13 protein-coding genes are annotated in these 20,975 nt (G+C 50.5%); 8 read left to right on the plus strand and 5 right to left on the minus strand.

Translation table 11 applies throughout. The features are described 5' to 3' along the window. Positions 1-364 precede the first annotated feature (364 nt). Positions 365-2,584 carry a tetratricopeptide repeat protein gene (locus Q31b_RS22135; RefSeq protein ID WP_231617761.1) on the minus strand — a complete coding sequence of 740 codons (2,220 nt, stop codon included), beginning with the start codon at positions 2,582-2,584 and terminating at the stop codon, positions 365-367. A 1,006-nt stretch (positions 2,585-3,590) separates the two neighbouring features. Between Q31b_RS22135 and Q31b_RS22140 the strand changes: the two genes are divergently transcribed. Further along, entirely contained in the window at positions 3,591-5,870 is a 2,280-nt protein-coding gene (locus tag Q31b_RS22140; RefSeq protein WP_146601816.1) for a hypothetical protein, read from the plus strand. Between the two features lie 152 nt (positions 5,871-6,022). Beyond that, the gene (locus Q31b_RS22145) at positions 6,023-7,483 is read left to right on the plus strand and encodes a hypothetical protein (RefSeq protein WP_146601817.1); all 1,461 of its coding nucleotides are present in this window, start codon (positions 6,023-6,025) and stop codon (positions 7,481-7,483) included. A 37-nt stretch (positions 7,484-7,520) separates the two neighbouring features. Here Q31b_RS22145 and Q31b_RS22150 read toward each other — a convergent pair whose 3' ends face one another. Then, on the minus strand, positions 7,521-7,805 hold the full coding sequence (locus Q31b_RS22150; protein ID WP_146601818.1) for a hypothetical protein: 285 nt from the start codon (positions 7,803-7,805) through the stop codon (positions 7,521-7,523). A 714-nt stretch (positions 7,806-8,519) separates the two neighbouring features. On the opposite strand from Q31b_RS22150, the gene Q31b_RS22155 reads away from it, so the two are divergent. From Q31b_RS22155 to Q31b_RS22175, 6 genes are all read left to right on the plus strand, one after another. Then, entirely contained in the window at positions 8,520-9,737 is a 1,218-nt protein-coding gene (locus Q31b_RS22155) for a DUF1559 domain-containing protein (protein ID WP_146601819.1), read from the plus strand. Positions 9,738-9,848: 111 nt separating this feature from the next. Continuing rightward, positions 9,849-10,025 (plus strand): hypothetical protein, encoded by a 177-nt coding sequence (locus Q31b_RS28565; RefSeq protein WP_197172039.1) that lies wholly within the window; start codon positions 9,849-9,851, stop codon positions 10,023-10,025. Positions 10,026-10,378: 353 nt separating this feature from the next. Continuing rightward, positions 10,379-10,903, plus strand: a complete 525-nt coding sequence (locus tag Q31b_RS22160) for a hypothetical protein (RefSeq protein WP_146601820.1) — start codon at positions 10,379-10,381, stop codon at positions 10,901-10,903. Between the two features lie 85 nt (positions 10,904-10,988). Beyond that, positions 10,989-12,740 carry a family 43 glycosylhydrolase gene (locus tag Q31b_RS22165; protein WP_146601821.1) on the plus strand — a complete coding sequence of 584 codons (1,752 nt, stop codon included), beginning with the start codon at positions 10,989-10,991 and terminating at the stop codon, positions 12,738-12,740. Between the two features lie 172 nt (positions 12,741-12,912). Then, a complete protein-coding gene (locus Q31b_RS22170) occupies positions 12,913-15,177 on the plus strand; it encodes a right-handed parallel beta-helix repeat-containing protein (RefSeq protein WP_146601822.1) in 2,265 nt (754 codons plus the stop codon). Positions 15,178-15,623: 446 nt separating this feature from the next. Continuing rightward, the gene (locus tag Q31b_RS22175) at positions 15,624-15,941 is read left to right on the plus strand and encodes a hypothetical protein (protein WP_146601823.1); all 318 of its coding nucleotides are present in this window, start codon (positions 15,624-15,626) and stop codon (positions 15,939-15,941) included. Between the two features lie 259 nt (positions 15,942-16,200). On the opposite strand, the gene Q31b_RS22180 is transcribed toward Q31b_RS22175, so the two are convergent. The 3 genes from Q31b_RS22180 to Q31b_RS22190 form a co-directional block, all read right to left on the minus strand. Beyond that, positions 16,201-17,283, minus strand: a complete 1,083-nt coding sequence (locus Q31b_RS22180) for an agarase (protein ID WP_146601824.1) — start codon at positions 17,281-17,283, stop codon at positions 16,201-16,203. Positions 17,284-17,572: 289 nt separating this feature from the next. Further along, complete coding sequence (locus tag Q31b_RS22185) at positions 17,573-19,114, minus strand: sulfatase (RefSeq protein WP_146601825.1); 1,542 nt, start codon at positions 19,112-19,114, stop codon at positions 17,573-17,575. Positions 19,115-19,395: 281 nt separating this feature from the next. Continuing rightward, positions 19,396-20,955 (minus strand): hypothetical protein, encoded by a 1,560-nt coding sequence (locus Q31b_RS22190; protein ID WP_146601826.1) that lies wholly within the window; start codon positions 20,953-20,955, stop codon positions 19,396-19,398. Between the last annotated feature and the right edge of the window lie 20 nt (positions 20,956-20,975).

The raw sequence follows: 20,975 nt of genomic DNA on the forward strand, positions 1-20,975 counted from the left end.
GACTTTGAATCGTACCATAAGATATTCGATCGAAGCTCTTTCTCCTAACAATTTTAACTGCGATATTGGACGATGTGCGCAAAGTCGCATGCGTCTGGGGACTGGCGCACATCGCATGCTCTGCGATGAGGCTAGCACTTCACCCAAATTTGACTTTATGGTTTACCGTTGAGGATGAGACAACGAGTCCGTTATCCCCACCAACGCAGACGGACGCATCGCCTCGTCTTCTACTCCAAAGTAAAAACAGGCCCGTCATTGAGCGATCCACGCTCCGCTGCAATCGGTGGGCTCTTGGAATCTGTACCGAACACCGTAAACCACTTTGCCCTGTTCTGTACTGTCGATTTGGTTGCCAATCTGACTACTGGCTCGAACGGAGGCGTTGCTCCATCTGGGCAGCATAGCGTTTGGCGTCCCCTTCCAGGTACTTATTGAGTTTGGCTTTTTTGTAAATTTCGATCGCCTCGCTGATGCGACCTTGGCGCTCGTAACTGGCGGCGAGAATAAAATAGGCCTCCGGTGCAGCTTGTCCGGTATCGACGATTGAGAGCACGAATGCTTCCGACTCCGATCCACGTTCGGTCTGCTGGAGGAAATACAGATAGGAGGATGTATAGTTCCAGTTATTGGGAACGAGCTTGGCGGCTCGCTCGAGCCAGCGGAAACCTTCTTCCTTGTTGTCGCGAGCGAGTAGCACGCCAAGATTATATGCCGCCTGAGCCATCTCGGGATCGGTTTCTAACGCGGCACGCAAATGGGTTTCGGCATCCTTTAACTTGTTAAATTCTGCATCGAGCAACGCCAAGTTGAAGTTCACTAGTGAGTTTTCAGGTTCAATCAACAGCGCCTTCTGTAGCATATCATAGGCGCCTGCACTGTTACCGCTGCGGGCATGCACCATGGATGCATTGATCAGTGGTTGGATGATATCGTCACGCAATTCCATTGATTTTTCGTATGCGGCGATCGCTTTTTCCGGTTCGCCGATGCGATCAAAGTAGATGCCCTGGTTGTAGTGGGTTGACCAGCGGTCGGGGAAAATGACCAGCGAGTTCCAGTATTCAGCGTGGGCATTTTTAGAGGCTTGCTGTTCTTCTTGAGAGTAAACCGAAAGATCCCGGCCGAGCAGTGACCCGGCGGCACGAATGCGCACGGTGCGGAAACGGTCAGCGGAAGCTTTGACGAGACCTTTGGTGGTTTCCGGGGCATCGTCGTACTGTAGCGAGGCCGCCGCGGTGGCACGCACCCATTCATGCTTATTTTCAAGCTGCTTACGCATCGCTGGCCATTTTTCTGGATTCGGGCAATCATTTAGTAGACGCAGAATCGCCACTGCAGACGCCGAATCGCAGTTGGGGCCTTCAAGATAGGACAAGATTTCAGGCAGCTTTTCCCATTCGCCCTGGCGGCACCACTGAATCACCCGACCAAGCTCAAGCACCGGAGCACCAGAATCGTTTCCAAACCATTCCTTCACATACTTGTCGGCCCACTGAGCATCCTCTTTCTTATGACCAGCGTAGTTGCCCATGATCGCTTCTTTGTTGTGATGACAGAGATTGCAGGCATTCGGCGATCCAAACTCCAGCGTGGCGGCGGGGGAGGGAGGCCGGAAGGTATGATCCGATCGCGACATGAAAGCCTGAGCCGTCGTGGGCATATGACAGTCGATGCAGTTTACGCCAGCTTCTGATGGATGACGCGAATGGGCATGGATATTCTCAACCCGCTTGTCATGGCATGGAAGGCAGGATTGATTGGGATTGTCTTCAAATCGGAAACGTCCACTCGACGTGTGGCAGTGGATGCACTCCAGCTGGCCGGAAATGGCGCATTGATTCGCCATCCATCCAGTCTGCGTATAGTTTTCGCCCAGATCTCTGCCATCGGGCCAGAAATCCCGGTCTTCATAAGAGGTTAGATCGTAGTGGTCGAAGTAGAGTTCGCCCGGAGTGAAGTCGCGAGTGAGGATGCTACTCTTGGCGTGGCAAGGTCCGCAGGTGGCATCTCGCTGTGCTAGGTCAAGGTCTTCGTGGAACCGCAGCAGTTTGAGATCGGTAAGCTCAACGCCTTCGGCCTCCGCTGCTTCCGCAGCTCGAACGTGCGCTTCGGCGGGACCATGACAGGTTTCGCAGTTAATTCCAGGTTCGGTCCATGTGGTCGTATAACTGTCATCTTCTGGATTGTAATTTTTCTCCAACTGACTCACGTGGCAATCGTGGCAGGCAGTATTGAACGTGAGTTGGCGATCGGTCCAATGCAGGGCCTCGTCCTGAGGGCCGCTATCCTGAAAGTCACGCACCATGCTGCCGGCCGTGTCGTACCATTTTCTCTGATGAACATAGTAGGCAACCGGTGCCACCTGCAGCTTCCCTTTGTCCATTGGGATCAGGAAATAGCGTACGTTTCGACCGCCGAAAGAGAAACGCAGACGCCTGGTTTCTTCCACACCACATGTTGAGGTGCTGCGGAGGACACCGCCCTGTTCGTCGAATTCAACGATAAACTTTTCCCCGCCGACCTCGATCGGGTCCGCCATCGGCTCAAGTGACTCCGCCAACGAAACACTGAAAGCTTCCATCGCCTTGCCATGGTGAGACGTGCTCCAGAGTTCATAAAAACGTTCGTGGCAACGCACACAGCTCGGCGAACCGAGGTATTCACCTTGAGCGGTAAAATCGATCGCCCAGACTCGCTGTCCTGCAAAGGGGAGACTTGATAACAGGAGAAGAAAGGCAAAGTATCGATTCATAGCAAGAGGATCTTGGTAGCAGGATGGACGTCGCATGGGTGGGGCTTCGCGTGGGTGGGGCTTCGCATGGGTGGATCTCCGCGTGGGTGGATCTTCGCATGGGTGGATCTCCGCGTGGGTGGATCTTCGCATGGGTGGATCTCCGCGGGCAGCCAAGCTTGCGTTTCTTGGGCGATCGGCAGATAGCTTCTCCACGACCCCGATGCGCACTTAGCCTCCTTCTACTATAACCACGACACAAATTGGCTGCCAGATATTTCCCGATCGCTGGGCTTTGGAATATCAGGAAGTCCATGGCATCGAATCGGTAGTGTCCGGCCCCTTTTTCTACAACGAAGTCAATCCACAAGCCCGCTACCACTGCTGTGTTGATAACAAACACCAAGGACTCGTGCTGCGTGATATCTTGATTTTGGGATAAACGGAAAGAAGCTTTGTTCTCGCTTCGTCGATTTTCCATTGCCAATCGACCCCGTGTTGGTTTCCGTTTAAATCGCTGGCCCAGGCAGAGGTTTCTACGCGTAACGATAGGTAACGATGGTCGGCATCCGTTTGCCCGAAACCGAGGGACCGCTAACGATTGCCGTCCACCTGTCTCCCCCCAATGCAAAGACGGCGTTTCCATGAATGACTTGGCTATCAAGCCGCTGAACGAATGGTAAAATGCTTTTTTTAACTCGGTGCGACGTTTGGGGTATTATCCAATGAATCGTCATTCCATGCGGCCGAAGAATGAAACACGCGCGATTGGATTGGGAGCTGTCATGGGGATTGCGAATCAGGTAACCTAGGTGGTCATCAAAATCAAATTTCCGATCAGTTACGGGTAAAAATAATGATGTGTCGTAAACAATTAAATGCAACCTGCCGGTTTGAAAGACATTTCGCTGCTTCAATGTCCTTAAACGTTTTTTTGGCTTCGTTTATCTATCTGATACTACCCCTTCCGCATGGGTTTGCGGGTACCATTATCGATACCGCGGATTACCCATACTGGAGAAAACTGGCTCTCACTTCAGAGATGTATGGAGCCATGAAAAACAGCGCCATTACGATTGCCAATCGGGGTGATGGAGAAACCCGGGATGTTATGGGAGCAAATGCTCTGGCATACATTCTCGATCCGGCAAACAAAAGCAAATATATCGACGCCATTAAAAAGAAATTCGAAACCAGAATCCGGACGATGAAAATCGGAACGGGTGCAGCTACCTCTTCGGTTCCATCTCACGAACTCTTGCATGCACTATTAGCTCTGGATGTCATTCGCGATGAACTCGATGAAAAAGATCTTGCAAGCTACGAGTACGACTTAAAGGACAAGATATTTAAGTTGGTTACAACGCGATGGAAACCACATGGTATAGCGATGAGGATGATGTGGTACAAATATGCGAATGATGCCGCAAACTTTGCAGCCGCAAAGGAGCAATACGATAAAGATTTAGCCATACATTTTTTTCCAGATGGTTATTCTCCTGCAGGAAATGGCTACGTCATCGGGAGATTCAATCACATCGGACGCGGTGCTAAGAATTCAGTTTTTGATCTCATGGAATACATGGGATACAACGAATATTTTAGCAACCCAGGGCTGCGTAACCTGCATGAGTTTATGTATGGCTACGCGTCTGCTCCATTTGGAGCGAATATGTTTTATGGTGACACCCGAGGATCTGGAATTCCCTGGGCTATAAACCGTTCTGAAATATCGACTCCTACAATTGCAAGGGCTGCCCGTTTTTCCGAAGACGCATACAAATGGGCGATGTGGAAGCTGAAAGAACAAGCGGGATTATCACAGGGGGCAGCGACACTTCCGGGGTATTTATTGTCCTATGTTATGATGGCAGGTTCTGCTTCTAAAAACACCCCCATCGAGATCGATCTTAATGATGCAGAGATGGCTCCCAGCAGAATCTTTGATAATTACGCTGCGTTGATCGGAAATATTCAATCGAAAGATGCTTTGTACTTAAGCGTTTTGTCCATGACTGAAAAAGTAGACTGGCATGCTCAATACGAAGCCAATTCGATTGGGCTGTCAGGATATGGCGAAAGGATTTTGAGAAATTCTGGATATGATGGTCCCGATAACGACGTTTCAGCCGAAGGGCTCACAAGTTCGTGGGATTTCATAAAGTTTAACTCTGAATCCGGGAACGTGTTAATGGTCGACGGGGAGAAACACAGCAGTAAGTTTGGCAATGGAATAACAGAGGGGATCGTTGGTACCGACATCGAATATTTCAGGGCATCCAACAAAACGGCAATCAAAGGAGAGCACTTCCGAGATGTCGTGTTTGTACAGGCTGCCGATGGTGCAAATGGATACTATGTCGTTATGGACCATGTAACAGCCGATGCCCCCGGAGCAGAGATCAATATCGTTTGGCATCCCAACACAGCCATCGTGAAAACGGTTGAGGACAAAAAACACTACCGCTCAGAACTCAAGGTAAAAGAGGGTGCATCAGGTCCGGTGCTCTATAGTAAAAACAAAGTAAGCTTGGACACCTTCCTGGGAACCACGCCAAGCTCTGTCGAAAAGAAAGAAATGGTTAATCAGATGAGAGGACGCCATTATCGGGCTGAGTACCTGTATAACACGTATCCGACAGCCAATCAAAAAGCCGACATTCTGACATTGCTTTTTCCAGGAGATCAAGACCATGCGATCGGCGATATGACCCAGATCATAAGCGGTGCGTATTCAGGCTGTCGAATTACTCAAGGAAGCGTTGAAGATGTTGCTCTCACTTCTGGAGGTACAGCCTCTGGGACAAATGAAACGGAATCTTTTCAGGGTGTAAATGTCGTTTACAGAAAACTAGCAGGAGAGCTGGTTTCTTATTTTGCAAAGGGTCAATCATTTCAATCAGGACAGGACATTCCAACAGGTTTTCAAGCGGATGAACCCGTTGCAGTCTATATGAAAGGTCCAATGGGGAAAATTTCTTCCTCCGGAACGTTGGCGACGTTTTATTATCCGGGAATCTCTGCCGTGCTTCTCGATGGAAATACCGTGCCAACGGTCGGTGCTGGTCCAAATTGGTCCCAAATACAAATTCCGGAGGGCAACTTTGATGTGGAATTTATCACAACAAACCGCTGACAAACGGATTTGCAACGTGCGATTCCTATAATTCGACACGTACTGCAAAAGAGCGCAATGCAACACAATGCAAATACACTGCCCGATGTCGTTTCGCGATGATTCAGCAGCAGTGATCGAATCAACCAATTGAATGATTGATGGACAGGATAATGAGTTATATAAAGATTGTTACCCTATTTGTGCTGACGGGATCTTGTGTCGGCTATGGGCGTGAATACCGTGTCGATTCGCAGGAAGAATTCAATCGGATCAGCACGGTACAAATGCGTCCGGGGGACAGAGTCCTCTTGAAACGTGGGGTGACCTTCACGGGCATGCTGACCCTTCAGGGAGATGGCGATGAAGGTCAGCCTGTTAGAGTCGCTGCCTACGGTGATGGACATCGTCCGGTGATCCAGGCACAAGGGCAGCATCGAGCGGGACTTCTATTGAAAGACCCGTCTTTTTGGGAGATCCAGGGACTGGAAATTACCAACACGAACGGGACGGATGAAGATCAGGGTGAACTGTTCGGTATCTATGTCTTGGCCGACGGTAAGGAGGGAGTTTTTCAGCACGTTTATATTGACGACTGCTACATCCATCATGTCAATGGAATGGTGGCCGGAAAACGACGGGGTGGGATCCATGTGCATATCAAAAAGCTCCGCCGTTCTAAATTTGATGATCTGCGCATTACCAACAACCGAATCGAACACGTTGGGGGAGTCGGCATCGGGAACGATTCGTCTTGCGGAAGTGTAAAGCTCTTAGACAAAGGGTTCGACAGCCAAAATCTCTGGACGCGTGTCTATGTCGCAGGCAATCGCGTGGACATAACGGGGCGGAACAATGTCATTGGCCGAGTCAGCAAGGATGCCGTCTATGAGTACAACACTCTGGCCCACAGCAGTCGCCGTAGTACCGGGCACAGCATTTTCTGCTTCAATACCGACGGCATGAAGATCCAGTATAACGAAGCCTATGGCAACACCGGCGAGGGAGGGATCGATCGCGGTGGTTTTGACGCAGACTATAACTGTATCGACACCTTTATTCAGTACAACTATAGCCACGACAACAACTGGTTTTGTGGGATCATGAAACGTCCCACCCGTAACGTGGTGATTCGCTACAACATCAGCCAGAATGATCGCGAAGGCATCTATTTCTATGGCTTCGAACGAGAACGGCAAGCGGAGAATGTCCACATCTATAACAACACCCACTTCGTGCGCAAGGGATTAGATGTCGATGTGTTTGTTAACGGTCGCACGCCCATTAACACTCGTTTTGAAAACAACATCTTCTATTTTGAAGGTAGAGGGGAGTGGGGTGAGAACGCAGTGGGGATCAATACGGTCTTCCGCAACAATCTCTACTACAATATCGAGCCGCACCCATCCGAGAATCAAGCCATTGTGGGCGATCCTCAATTTGTGGACCCCGGAACAGCGGGGACGGATATCGACCTGAAAACCATGGCTGCGCTGGACGGGTATCGGCTTAGGTCAGGATCTCCCGGTGTGGATTCTGGGCTTACCATCGACAATAGCGGAGGCGAGGACCTGCTCAGGTCATCCGTTGATGATGGCCAAGTGAATGTTGGTGCTCTTGAAAGCAAGAACTAAACGACTTGAATGACAGCTAACAGCAAAGGTGAGGAATCTAAAAAGCATAGGCCTGCTGTTTCTCGATGCGAAGTTTCTTGACAAAGCGAGGAACACTCCAGTAGCTACCCTCGACGGCATGCTCGATTTGCAGGTCCTGAAAAATCCGCTGGGCGGTCATACCGTGACGGAGTTTCTCTTCGATGACCTCTCGCATGCCAGCGCACTGGCTTGTCGACACAGCACTCACTGTGGTACTGCCTGCCGCTTGGTCAGCCTCCGTAGGCACACTCGAGCCGACGGGCGCGCTGGCCCCTTTGGGATCGGATGTGGGAAGCTCCAAGGGTGCCAGTGCAATCGAGAAAGATCAAAGGGGTAGAGGAAGATCAAAGCACGGTCATGGTCAAACTTGAAAATTGACATGCGCGCGAACCGACAGCGGCACGACCCATAGGGTCGTTTTTTTGGAACTCAAAGTCCAGTGAATTGTTTGCCGATGGCACTTCTCGGTCAGCATGGTGTGGTTCAGTCTCGCCACCCTGGTAGATATCCGAAGCTCAGTAGCCTCACACTGTCTTATCCGGCGTTTGAACTGCTGACAGAGCGTCACGCTTTGTACACGGGCTTGTGATTATGGCGGATGCCATGTCGATGCCCTCGGTGTCGATGGACGTTGTTTGTGTGCCTTACAGCGTGACGAGGCTCCAAAACTACCCCCGCCACATGTGACATTTGTCACATTTGACATTTGATAGGCTCCCCGGTCTTACAAATTCGACGAAACTCAAAATCGCTCCATTTCGGTATAAAGCCCGTTTTGCCGCTCCGTCAAAAGTTTTTTAGCATTCTGAAGTTTTCGATGTCCAATCTACCTTTTTCCTGCCCTATTCCTTATAATAAAAAAGCCAACCAAACCTTGTGAGCGGGGTTTGGTGCCATTCACGTACCTCAGGGCGTGTTGTTCGGCGAAAGTGCCATCTCTTAAGGCACTCCTGCCCCCCAACCAGAGTGCGTTTCCTATTTCACTGAACTGTCATTTTTTTGCTGGAGTGCAATCATGCGTACCCAAATCCCGAACAATCGAGCGACTGGTTTCACGCTAGTGGAGCTGCTAGTCGTCATCGCCATTATTGGCGTCCTCGTCGGCTTACTTCTACCCGCGGTGCAGGCTGCACGCGAAGCGGCTCGGCGAATGAGTTGCAGCAACAATTTCAAACAAATCGGCTTGGCGATTCACAACTACCACTCGGCATACAATCAGCTTCCAACTCACGGCTCTGGGACGGATGGGAGAGTGCGGCAACCGCAACCGGAGCGAAGCGCACATCATGCTGACGAGTTAATGGACAATAACAATGTTCTGAGCATGTTGGTGGGGATCATGCCATTTATGGAACAGCAATCGCTTTGGGAACAGATCAGCAACCCGCTAGCAAACCCTGGCGGTACACCAAACCCATGGAGCCCCATGGGGCCGAGTCCGGGCACAATCGACTACACGCCTTGGGTGACCAACATTCCCGCGCTACGGTGCCCCAGTGACCCAGGGACAGGTTTGCCCGGTTTAGGCCGAACAAATTACGCGGCATGCCTGGGAGATTCGACTTGGTTCAGTACGGTGTACCGGCATAGCGATTATGACGGAAGCGACCAAACATCGGCAGAACATCTTCGTGCGGCGCAACGTGGCCTTTTTGTTCTGTTTCATACCACCCGATTCCGAGGCTGCTCAGATGGACTCTCCAATACGATTGCCATGGGCGAAATCATTAGTTACTTGGGTGACAATGACACTCGAGGATCGGTTCCCAATGATGATTTAGGTGGCAACAACGCTACACTGGAAGCTTTACGCGACAATCCTCTCGCCTGCCGGAGCTGGATCAATCCCGAAAGCCCTCGATTCTGGAGTGGCACCGTTGATCGCAGTGCCTTCTGCCGCGGTTTCCGCTGGGCGGATGCATCGTCGGTCTTCTCATCCAGCATGACCATCCTCCCGCCCAATGCGGAAATCTGCGGTGGGCATAATTTCGATGACACGACGATTACCGCAACCATGTCAAGTCAGCACCAAGGTGGTTGTCATGTCCTGATGGGTGATGGGGCAGTCAAATTTATCACCGATTCGATTGACGCTGGAAATTCATCCAATGGTAATGTTTGGTTGGAAGGTACTGCCGCGAACAACAATAAAGCTGGATCGAAAAGCCCCTATGGACTTTGGGGCGCGCTCGGAACACGCGCGTCAAAGGAAACGATCGAAGCGGAACTGTAAGGTTCCCCGGAACATTGCCCTAAGAACTTTGAATAATAGCCATTACGGAAGATCTTTAGGTCTTCCGTGTTTTCTGGTTGCGCAAACCTCTAACCCCAAAAAAAGTATTTCATGAGTATGAGTATTCGCATTTCGGTCGTGTTATTATCGCTTTGCACTTTGACAGCCTTGGTCGGTTGTGGAAAGCCAGGGCCGTCCATTGTAACGGAGTCAGCGACAGACTCCGAAATCGCCGAGTATAAAGCGATGCAGAAACAGGCTCAGGAAGACACGGATAGCGAGCTGTAGTTGGTCAAACTCGACAGCAGGAAAGCCCATGTCGAAAAATTTAAACCAAAGAAGAAATTGAAAAACAACGGCTCGCTAAGAACATTTCGCACCGACCGAAGTTCTTAGCGACGCCGGAGCAAAAAACGGAGCAAAAAAAATACGCAATCGAGATAAATATCGCAAGCGTATTCCGCTATCCCCCCTAAACGATCAACCCGCCCGCTTTTCATGACGCTTGAAGCCCAATAATGCAACAATAGGCCGAGCAGTATTCGTCCTGACATCATTTTTGCAATGAACAAAACTGCGATCGCATCGCAATAGAAAAGCATACCGCTAAGGTGTAATTTTGCAAAATTCTATCTAGCATCGTGGGCATAGACATTCAATCCGATCCGAAAATCAGCATCGAGAATTCTCCTTCTATGATGATCCCCGACCGCCAACTGAAACGTGCTTGTGCCTTGTTTGCATCAATGCTGATGTCAACCTTAGTCGCCAGACCAGTCATGGCGGAAGTGCCTGACAGCCTCATTTTCGAAACACTCTTTATCAACGGACAGCAACAGATCCTGGCCCGGTACTCCAACCACACCGAAGACGCCCCAGCGTTCAATGGAGTCGCTGCCGACAGTCTGTCGAAGGAGCGTGTGGGGACATGGAAAGACCCGACCTACGGCTACTTCTCCATCGGGATGAAACTGATCCAGGACAAGTTCAAGGACCCCGATAAGCTGCAGAGCTTTTCCTTGGACAAGGCCTCCTTGGACAAGGCCTCCTTGGACAAGGTCAAGGCACGGCACTTCAAATTGGTCGGTGTGTCAGGCTATACCCGAAACGCCGCGGCGGGTCGCAGAGATTTCGGTGTTCGGGCCAAGCGTTTACTGGCCCAATAAAACGCTGTTAAGAAGCGGCACCCGGAAATCAGACCAACGCATTCAAAATCATCCCAAAACAGGTAAAAGTTGGAGTGGAGTCACCATGAAATTGATAAAGAGCTGTTCGACAATCATGCTGTTATCTTTGCTGGCGGTGCAATGTTTTGCGGCGAACCCCATCATCACTCATATGTTTACCGCAGACCCATCAGCGCATGTCTGGGAAGACGGCAAGATGTGGATTTATCCTTCCCATGATCAGGATGATGCAACGAGCTATGGTTCGATGAATGGGCATCATGTGTTTTCTTCAGAGGATCTGATCACCTGGACTGACCACGGTCAGATCATGCATACGGATGATATCAGTTGGGCCCGCAGTGGCCATTTATGGGCTCCGGATTGTGCCTATAAAGATGGCACCTACTACTATTATTACCCAGTCAGAGATAAGCAGAATAAGAACAGAATTGGGGTTGCAACCAGTGATTCTCCTGCTGGTCCTTTTACAGACTCGGGATCCTATATTGAGGGGACGGATGAAATCGATCCGGCCTGTTTTGTTGATGATGACGGACAGGCCTATTTGTATTGGGGCGGTCATCACCTACGATTTGTGACACTGAATGATGACATGAAGAGTCACAGCGGAGTAACGCACGTAGAACTGCCCAACTTTTATGAGGGTCCATGGATGCATAAAAGAAATGGGGTCTATTATCTGTCCTATGCTAGCGGTGTGCAAAAACCGATTGTCTACTGCACCAGTTCTTCCCCAACCGGGCCCTTTACCTATCGCGGGGTTCTAATGGATGCTGAGGTTACTGGAGGCGCCACCAATCATCACTCAATCGTCAAGTTCAAGGGGAAGTGGTACATTTTCTATCATAACATCGCGTTGAGTGACATTAGTTGCAGACGGTCTGTGTGCGTTGATCGCTTGCATTACAATGACGACGGAACCATAAAGAAAGTGGTTCAAACGAAAGAGTCCGTTGCTCCCGTTCCTTACAATCTTGCGTTGAATAAGGCGGCAACACAGTCCAGTACAGCCCAGGACGCAGGGCCCGGTCGAGCGATTGATGGCGAGACCCGCGGCAAGAAGGACGATGCCTCTGTAACCTGCACTAATCGCGAGGCGAATGCATGGTGGCAGGTGGACCTTGGGTCAGATTACATCATTGGTGATATCAAAATCTGGAACGCAATTGGTGCCGATGCTGCAGCTAAATTCGGTGGTTATACGATTTCTGTATTGGACAGCAATCAGGTTGAAGTCTGGTCTAGCCATCAGACCGCACCGGCGGAACGGCCGACAACCGTAGCGGTCGGTGGTGCAATCGGCAGAACGATCAAGGTTCAGTTGGCCGGTGAAAATGCGCTAAGCCTTGCAGAGGTCGAGGTGATTGGCAGCAGTATTCCCATTCTGCCCGAGATTTCTACGGACCTGAATATCGCGGAGAAGAAATCCGTAACCGCGAGTGCAAGCAGTACGCATAGCTCGAGCTATTCGGCACAGAAGGCCTTCGATGGCAACCTCGGAACGCGCTGGGCTTCAACCGGTGAGTCGACCCCTTGGCTCGAGGTGGAATTCGACTCAACCGTAACGGTGCACGGCGTGAAAATCGTAGAGTATCATGACCGCATTCGTTCCTATAAAGTTCAGGTGTATAACGAGAGTTGGGAAACCATTTTTGTCGGTGGAAACCCCAGTTCAAATAAGACGTATGATTTCCCCGCAGTAACAGGCTCCAAGTTCCGTTTACAGGTTACCGAGGCGACAGATGGCCCGACCATCAAGGAACTTGAGCTGTATGTTGATGCTGAGTCAGACCCATCGGTTTCACTAGATTGAATTTCATTTGAGTCGTCCAATTTTCGGGGTGGTACGTGTGCTGTGTAAAGCTCGACCAATCGATCGACGGATGAATTTTTGGCGACTACCAAATCGGGCATTCCGTTGGATCATCGCCGGGTGAACGACAAGTGAGTATATTCTAAATAGGTTTCCAATAGGAGAAACGAATATGAGACAGTGCATGGCCGGTTTTGCGGCATTATTGATTGCGGCTACTTCCGCAATGGCAGTTGAGATGGATTCTGAGAATTTGGGTGGGGCGGCATCCGATCCGGTGGCCCTTATTGTCAGTCCCGCTGGTCCGATTTCAACTCTAGAAGAGGCCCGGTTGCGAGTCAGGGAAATAAAGACGGAGCACCCCGGACAAGCGATTGAAGTGTTGATTAAAGGTGGTACCTATCCTTTGCGAAAGACCGTTGTGTATGGTTTGGAGGATTCCGGGACAGAAGGGGCGCCTGTCACCTATAAAGCGTTCCCCGGCGAGGAGCCTGTCTTTACCGGCGGGGTTCCAATTACTGGATGGGAAAAAATGTCCACCTATCCCGAAGGTGTATCTGAAGAAGCCAAGGGTAATCTTTGGGTCGCTGAGATTCCCAAGAATATTGGCGAAGACTGGTACATTCGATCACTCTATGATGGCGAGGAGCTCCTTCAACGTGCGACCTCCGGTAGCTGTTACTACCAAGACATCAAAAAGCGAAATGATTACAACTCGGATGGTAAAAACGTAACGGGCTCGCTGGAGTATGAGGGCGACCCCGTTGAGCCTTTTGATCGCGATGTTTATTTCCGTGGGAATGATATTAGGGACTGGAAGAATCCCCAGGATATCGAGCTCAAGCTAAAAGACCGCCCTTGGTTAGTCACCCTGATTTCGTTGGAGAAAATCGATCTGGAAAAGAAGTTTGCACGCCTTTCAGTGGATCCGGCTTACCAGCCACGAAATCCTCGTATGAAATATCGGGTCATGAACGCGATCGACTATCTGGATGAACCAGGCGAGTGGGTGGTGAATACACAAGAAGGTCGTATCTACATGTGGCCGAAAAAGGATATTGCCAACATGAATGTGGTTGCGCCGTATCTCAGGGAGTTCATTCGGGTCGAGGGTAAAGAAGACGGTCCATTCGCAAAGCATCTGAATTTCGAGGGCTTGACCTTTATGCAGGGTGCGCGTGATGAAATTGAGGAAGGGGATAAAGGACTGCAACACGACTGGGAAATGTATGACAAGGGCAATGCGGTGATTCGGTTCCGCTTTGCGGAAGACTGCGGTGTCGCATCCTGCACCATAAAGTCAAGTAGCGGCACGGGCATTCGCATGGATCTGCACTGTCAGCGAATCATCATTACCAACAACCTTCTGAAGTATCTCGGTGGGGGTGGGGTTGTGCTCAGTGGCTATGGTCCCGGGACAAAGGATGTGAATAAATATAACGTTGTTCATGACAATTACATCCACCATATCGGTCAAATATTATTGCATGCCCCCGGGATATTCATTACCCAAAGCGGGCACAACGAAATCTCTCACAATACGATCCAGGACGTTCCCTACAACGGAATTGTTGTGAGCGGCTGTCGACCTCATGAGTTTTACCTCGTGAAGCGGATCCCTTTCAAGCGTGCCTGGGTTTCTTCGATTCGTGTCGAGGAGTGTGACCCCTATATTCAAAAGGGGCTGGCCGCTCGACGGCACAACAGCATCGAGCACTTTCTTCCGTTGATACACGCCCGTGAAAATAACATCATGATGAATGATATATCACGCACGCTTCTGGAGTTGCACGACGGCAATGCGATCTATTTTTCCGCCATGGGCGAGAATAATGTGGTGGAGCGCAACTATTTGCACGAAAACTATGATACCGCGGGCGCCATTCGCCTGGATGATAACCCGAGCTTCACCATTATCCGGGAAAACGTGATCTCGGAATCGGAGAAAGGGATGGGACTCAAGGGGCCTGCGGATGTCATCAATAACTTCATTTTTACGGAAACCTTTTTGCGCGGGAGCACCTTGCCAGCGTGGGTGGGCGGCACAAAAAAATCATTGCCGCAGCGAAATATCTTTATGCCACCGGCCTCCTCCAAGTCGAGCAATGGTCTCTATCTAACAGATGGTCGTGCGACCAATCGGCCCTTTTATGAGAACCTCCCTAAAATGGAAGATTCGATTTATTTCACGGAAAACACGAGTGAACCGTATGTGCCCAAAGCAGAGCTCGGCAGCGATCTGTTCACGGGGCAGTCTGTGACGCTGGGCGAGGATTCCGTGAAATTATTATACGCTGATCCCATGTTTGATGAAGAAGCGATGAAGGAAGGGCACTATCGTTTTAAGACAGGCTCGCCCGCCAAAAAACTCGGTATTAAACCGATCGATTTGCGTAAGGTTGGCTCCTCGTTGGCAAATCCCAAGGCGGTCCATTAGAAGAATGGCACGGGCTTACGCCTTAAGCCGCGGAGGCATAACGACTTGCAGCTCTGTTCCTTGGTGTTGTCATCAAATTGTATTGTTTCTTTCTACGTTTGAGTACTCGAGGTTCTGTTTGTCCAGGACGGTCCCTCACTTTTAGCTCGCTGATGATCGATAGTAAATTCGCCCATTGCTCGGCGGAACGTGTCAACGATAGTGAGACAACTTTAATTCACGATTAGTGTAAAAGTTCGGACTGATCAGGGGCCAGCCCCGAATGGCACAGTCGTTTTCCTTTGGAAGTCAAGTCAGCGCATAAGCTGCCTATCGGCAGGCTGCTCATTTCTTTAGATTTCAGACTGTCGCATCGTTGATCTTGCGGCGAAGCCCTCCCAGGCTTCATGATTTAGAAAGCCCTCCCCGGTCGCTCTTGCCAGAACGAGACCAGGGAGGGTTTTTCTATGTCCGGTATACGATATCCGAGCGTCAAAGGCAGCTTCACTTTTGCCTCGACCGTCGCAGGATTTCTTTCCTGCCCAGGTTTGCCCTTTGTCGATATCTTGTCCGAGACAAGAATCCAGAGAGTGTTTGCTAAACATCACAATCTCTTTGGTCGCACCTACTCCACTGCGATTGTTCTTTGGGCGTTTATGAGCCAAGTTCTTCGTGATGGGAAAGAGGCTTCCTGCCAATCAGCCGTTGATGCAGAAGGAAAAGGTGTCAGAAGGAAAAGGTGCAGAAGGAAAAGGTGTCAGGACTCTTTACCAGTGCTGCTGTGAAATGCAGAAGGAAAAGGTGCAGAAGGAAAAGGTGTCAGCAGAAGGAAAAGGTGTCAGGACTCTTTACCAGTGCTGCTGTGAAGGAAAAGGTGTCATGTGAAGGAAAAGGTGTCATGTGAAGGAAAAGGTGTCAGGACTTTTTACCAGTGCTTTTCTTCACCCAGTAATTTCGGTCATTCAAATTCTCCGTGCCCTCAACTTTGAAAAAAGTCAAAGTTGTCTCACTCATGTTGGCACAGAGGGGTCATCAATTAACCTGTCATTGACTATCGTCAAAATAATCAATGAGCGAGTACACGTGAGAATTCAGCTCTTTCATTTTGCTGACGAGCGGCTCATACGTTTCGTAATCGTTATTCACGATTCCTTTATTGGCATTCAGGTTGGATGCATCGACTTTTGTGTTCCCCGGATCATTGTCCTGATACCGGAACCAGTGCCAACCGACGCAAACTTTGGTTTCGAGCAGGTCTAATACAAAATTCTGATAGAACAATCCCCGGTCCTCCTGCGTCGGCACACACCACCCGGCACCGGACTCATTCGACAAACCCTCCGCATCCAATCCTTTGGCGTAAAATTCGGTCACAATCAGAGGTTTGCCGATGGCTTCCGCTAATTCTACTGCCTTCGATGCGGGCGACCATTTTCCATAGAGGTTGTATGCAAACGCATCGACATATTTTCCAATAACATCCATCGAAGCATTTCTGGAGTAGAGACGAGGTCCGAGCAGCATGTGGTGTGGATCCACCTTCCGGATTGCCCGAGCGATTGTGCCCATATATTTTTCGATGACAAGATCATCGAATGCATCCCGGTCGGCGTCCTTTAGATCACCGAGAGTGGCCCCTTTTCCCTTGCGGGACACCATGAATTTCTGAGCCGCCTGATAACCGGCATCATCCTTCGGCAAGTCCAGATAGCGCTCGATCATTCCTGGCTTCAGCGGAAGCTCATTGTCAAAAAAATGTCCTAACAGATGAGGGTCGTTTTTAACCTCGGCAAGCTGCGTTCTCGCATGACGTTCACAAAAACGTTCCCACCCGGGATCGAATACGCGAATGCAGTCCGAGGGAAAATCAACATGGCCCGATCCCCGCTTGGTAAGCCCTTTTGCAAACGTGGACATGAATTTCCAGTTGACGCAATAGTTGACCCGATTCTTCGCTTCTTTGAGTTGCTCATCGTCGCACCAGGCTCCTGTGCCGTTAAATCCATTCGCTCTGAGCAACTCGACCGTTTTATTCGCCCACTCTTCTTCTGAATCGAATGCGCGCTGGAACGCTTTTTTCTGTGTAGGACCTTTTCCCATGTTAACGGACACGACCGCTACATTCATATTCAGATACCCGTCAGGATCGACCAGCCACCAACGATCATTCGTCTTAATCGAATAGAAAAAACCTGTCTTCTTTTGCCGACGATCAAGCCGGCTTCCAAAGTCATTCGTCTTCACTTTCTTTTCCCGATAGCGACTCAGTGAAGCAACCGTACGGGTTTCATACGGCTTCCATTCGTCTCCGGGCTTACGTTTGGCGTTCACCTCCAACGCTGCCGCATAAGACAGCGGCCATCCGATGAACAGGAAAGCGAAACCTGCTGTTAACGCATTTTTTATTGTCATGATATTATTTCAGCCAGTCTGGCAGGCCTTTTTTTTGAAACTGCTCAACCCGTGTGTCGTAACTGTCCTTTGGAAAATCAGCATCCGCATCCCCGGCCGCTTCGTTATTCAGCAGATAGTCCCGGTGCGTCTTCAGCTCCTCAGCAAATTCCGGATTCGAAGCCAGGTTCACATGCTCGCCTGGATCCATGCGGTGATCGTAAAGTTCTTCCGATCCATCGCGGTAGCGGATGTAACGCCAATCCAGGCTCCGCACCGCATGATTCCCGTGATAGCGGGTTGTCACAACCGGAGCGCCCCGCTCCGCATCGTCATCTTTCAGCATCGGAACGAGACTCACGCCATCGAGCTCCTGCTTAGGGAGTCCGCACAGCTCGGTCAATGTCGGGAAAATGTCGAGCAGGCTCACCGGTTGATCTCGAAGATCTCCATGAGTTGTCATGCCCGGAACCGAGAAAAAGAGTGGTACCCGTGTGGATTCCTCCCATAGAGCCTGCTTGCGCCAATGCCGCTTTTCGCCGAGGTGCTGACCGTGGTCGCTCCACAACACAATGATGGTGTTGTCGGCATAGGGACTCGCATCCAGCGCATCGAGTACCCGGCCGACCTGATCATCGGCAAACGTGGTGCACGCCAGATAAGCCCGGACGAGTTCCTGCCAGTAGGTCGGGCTGAGGTCGAGCACTTCTTTGTGGTCGCCTTTCGGCAGCGTTCCATAAATCATCGCCTTCCCGTACAGCGGAATATCGTTCAGCTCATCCTTCGGCACTTCGGGCACCTTAATCGATTCCAACGGGTACCGTTCGAAATATTTCTTCGGTGCGGTATAGGGATTGTGTGGCCGCAAAAAACCCACCGCCATGAAAAACGGTTTTTCATGTTTTTGGCCCAACTGCTCAACCGCCCATGCGGCGATCTGCTCGTCGGGCATACCCTTCTTGGGCATTTCATCATCTTCCAATGCGGCCCAACACAGAGTGTCGCCTTTCACCCGTCCCCCGTTCGCCTGGAAAATTGCGCCGCCATCCGGCGGAAACGGATTAAAATGACTATTTCGATACCATGCTCCCGACTTGTCGAAGCCATAGTTACTCGAAAGCGTTTCATCCCAAAGTGGATAACTGAAATCCTGCACGCCCTTGTGATAAATTTTCCCAGCCGCCATCGTCACATACCCGTTGTCCCGGAAAAGCGTCGGCAACGGCTTTCGGCCAGCCAACACCTGATCGTACTCTTCCGCATTTTTTGGGATACCATTTACCCATCCGGACGTGGTTGGGGCGAGTCCGCTTAACAACGATTGCCTCGATGTTGTGCAGACCGGTGCCGCACAGTGCGCGTTCGTGAAATAGACACCCCGTTCAGCAAGCCGGTCGAGATTGGGTGTGTAGGCCTGCGGATGCCCTTCGAGCACACCCACCCAGTCATTCAGATCATCCACCGCAATAAACAACACATTCGGTCTACCCTGAACCTTCTCCGCAGCTTGAAGCGCGCCACAGGCAAACAGCAAACCAGTACTAATCAAATACAACAACCTATTCATTTTTCCAACTTCCTTAAATTCGGTTCAGATCTAAAAGTTTTTCTTTCCGCATCAACAGCCCATTTGTCGAAGCTTCCAAGCAGCGGAAGCTTCCATAGAGACATTTGATTTATCCGCATTGATCTCCACATGACATGGGACACGACACATGGTTATTTCTCATTCAAGCTAGCCCTCTCCATCCGCATCGAACCTCTCGTTCGATTACTCTTAATCCGCTACGATTGAAGGGGTCGTAGCCACACATTCAAATGGGTCGAAGTGCTTAATGTGCCGCATCTTTAGTCGGCAAACGTGATGGATACTTTATCCAGGATCGGCTTCGATTCATTGTCTGTGGTATCTGTCATTTTGACTTCAAACTGGAAGCCGTACCCCGCGGGCAGACTCGATAGATCCATTTGCGCCGGCGTTTTCGCAACCTGCTTGGAGAAGCCGGGAATATAGTCATACTTCTCGCTCACGCGTTGCCAGTCTGTCCATTGGTCGATGGAGTCGTCGTGATCAGTATCCACGCCAACACGGACTTCCACGCGCTCCACCCATGGGCCGGGGCTGACGAAATCCTTGTCCGTCTGAGTCGCCAAATAGAATTTCCCTTCGGCGAACATGATGTCGGGATCTGGATGCCCCTCACCGATCGTGCCGCATAACGTGAAAGGTTCATACACACTGGAAGAGGTAAACCAAGCCACACTCATACTCATTTTGTCGCCATGAGAATTCGCCGGATCGAAATCGGAAAACAGATAGTATTGCCCGCCGATGGAGATCGCAGCCCAATCCCCGTAGGCATTCTGCTCCGGCTCGTGAATTTCATAGGTACCATACGCCGCAGTATCCCCTTTCTTCACCCTGTGCTGACGAACCGCTTCTGTGGCAATTCTTCCCGGATAGTTTTCGGGGTCTTCTTTATGCCAGTGCGGATGCACATATTCGGCAAACCTACCCGTGGGCGTCGTTCGCTCGTCGACCGCCGGAGAGAGGATTTTGAAGTCTCCAATCCCATCTGGACTTACCGCATGATCCGCGAGCGGAGAGTCCCAGGCATGCGTACTCGCATCGATCGGGCTCCAGTTTTCGATGATGACATGGAAGTTCCCATCGAGATCGCGAATAAAAGCGCAATCGGAACCATCCGACGGATCCTTAAAGGCGAGACCCATATCTTTGCCAACTTTTCCATCCGTTAAATCCTCATCAATGTAGAGATGCGGATCCTGATCGTTCGGAAAGTCATAATAAAAATAAGCGTTCCCATCGACATACTCTGCCGTGGTCATCCGTTTGCCTTTTTTAGGTGTGATTGGCCCATGATGCACCCAGTTGACCATGTCCTTGCTCTGCCAGGCATGATAGCCGCCAAGGCTCTTTTCCAGACCGCCGGGAGCATTGAACTGATTCTTAAACGGCGTTGTTTTTAACGGAATATCAAAACCTGCCAGGGTCGCTTCCTTTGCCACAAAGCCCTCTTTCTTACCCGAGCGATACAGCCCAAACATCCAATAATTTTTCGGGCCGAGATTCAACATGACCGGAGCATCCCCCAAATTGGATGGCCCGATGTTCGAAATCGGATCCCAATTTTTCCATAGGACGGACTGATCGATCGTAATCGACTTCGCTGAACGTTTTTGGCTAAAGGTTTTCAACGTACTGGAGAACGTCACCTGTTCAGCCGTTGGTGCGACCAATCCGTCTTTCAGTTCAAGCTGCGTCTTCGAGTCGGTCTGTTGCTCCCACTCCGCTTGCGAATCAATCGTCCAGGTTGTATCTGCCGCGCAAGCGACACTTGAAATGGCCAACAGGCCGATTAATAGCCCATCGTTTCGATTCTTCATGAAGGTACTCCCAAATATCG

This window comes from Novipirellula aureliae (assembly GCF_007860185.1).
GTDB classification, from domain to species: domain Bacteria; phylum Planctomycetota; class Planctomycetia; order Pirellulales; family Pirellulaceae; genus Novipirellula_A; species Novipirellula_A aureliae.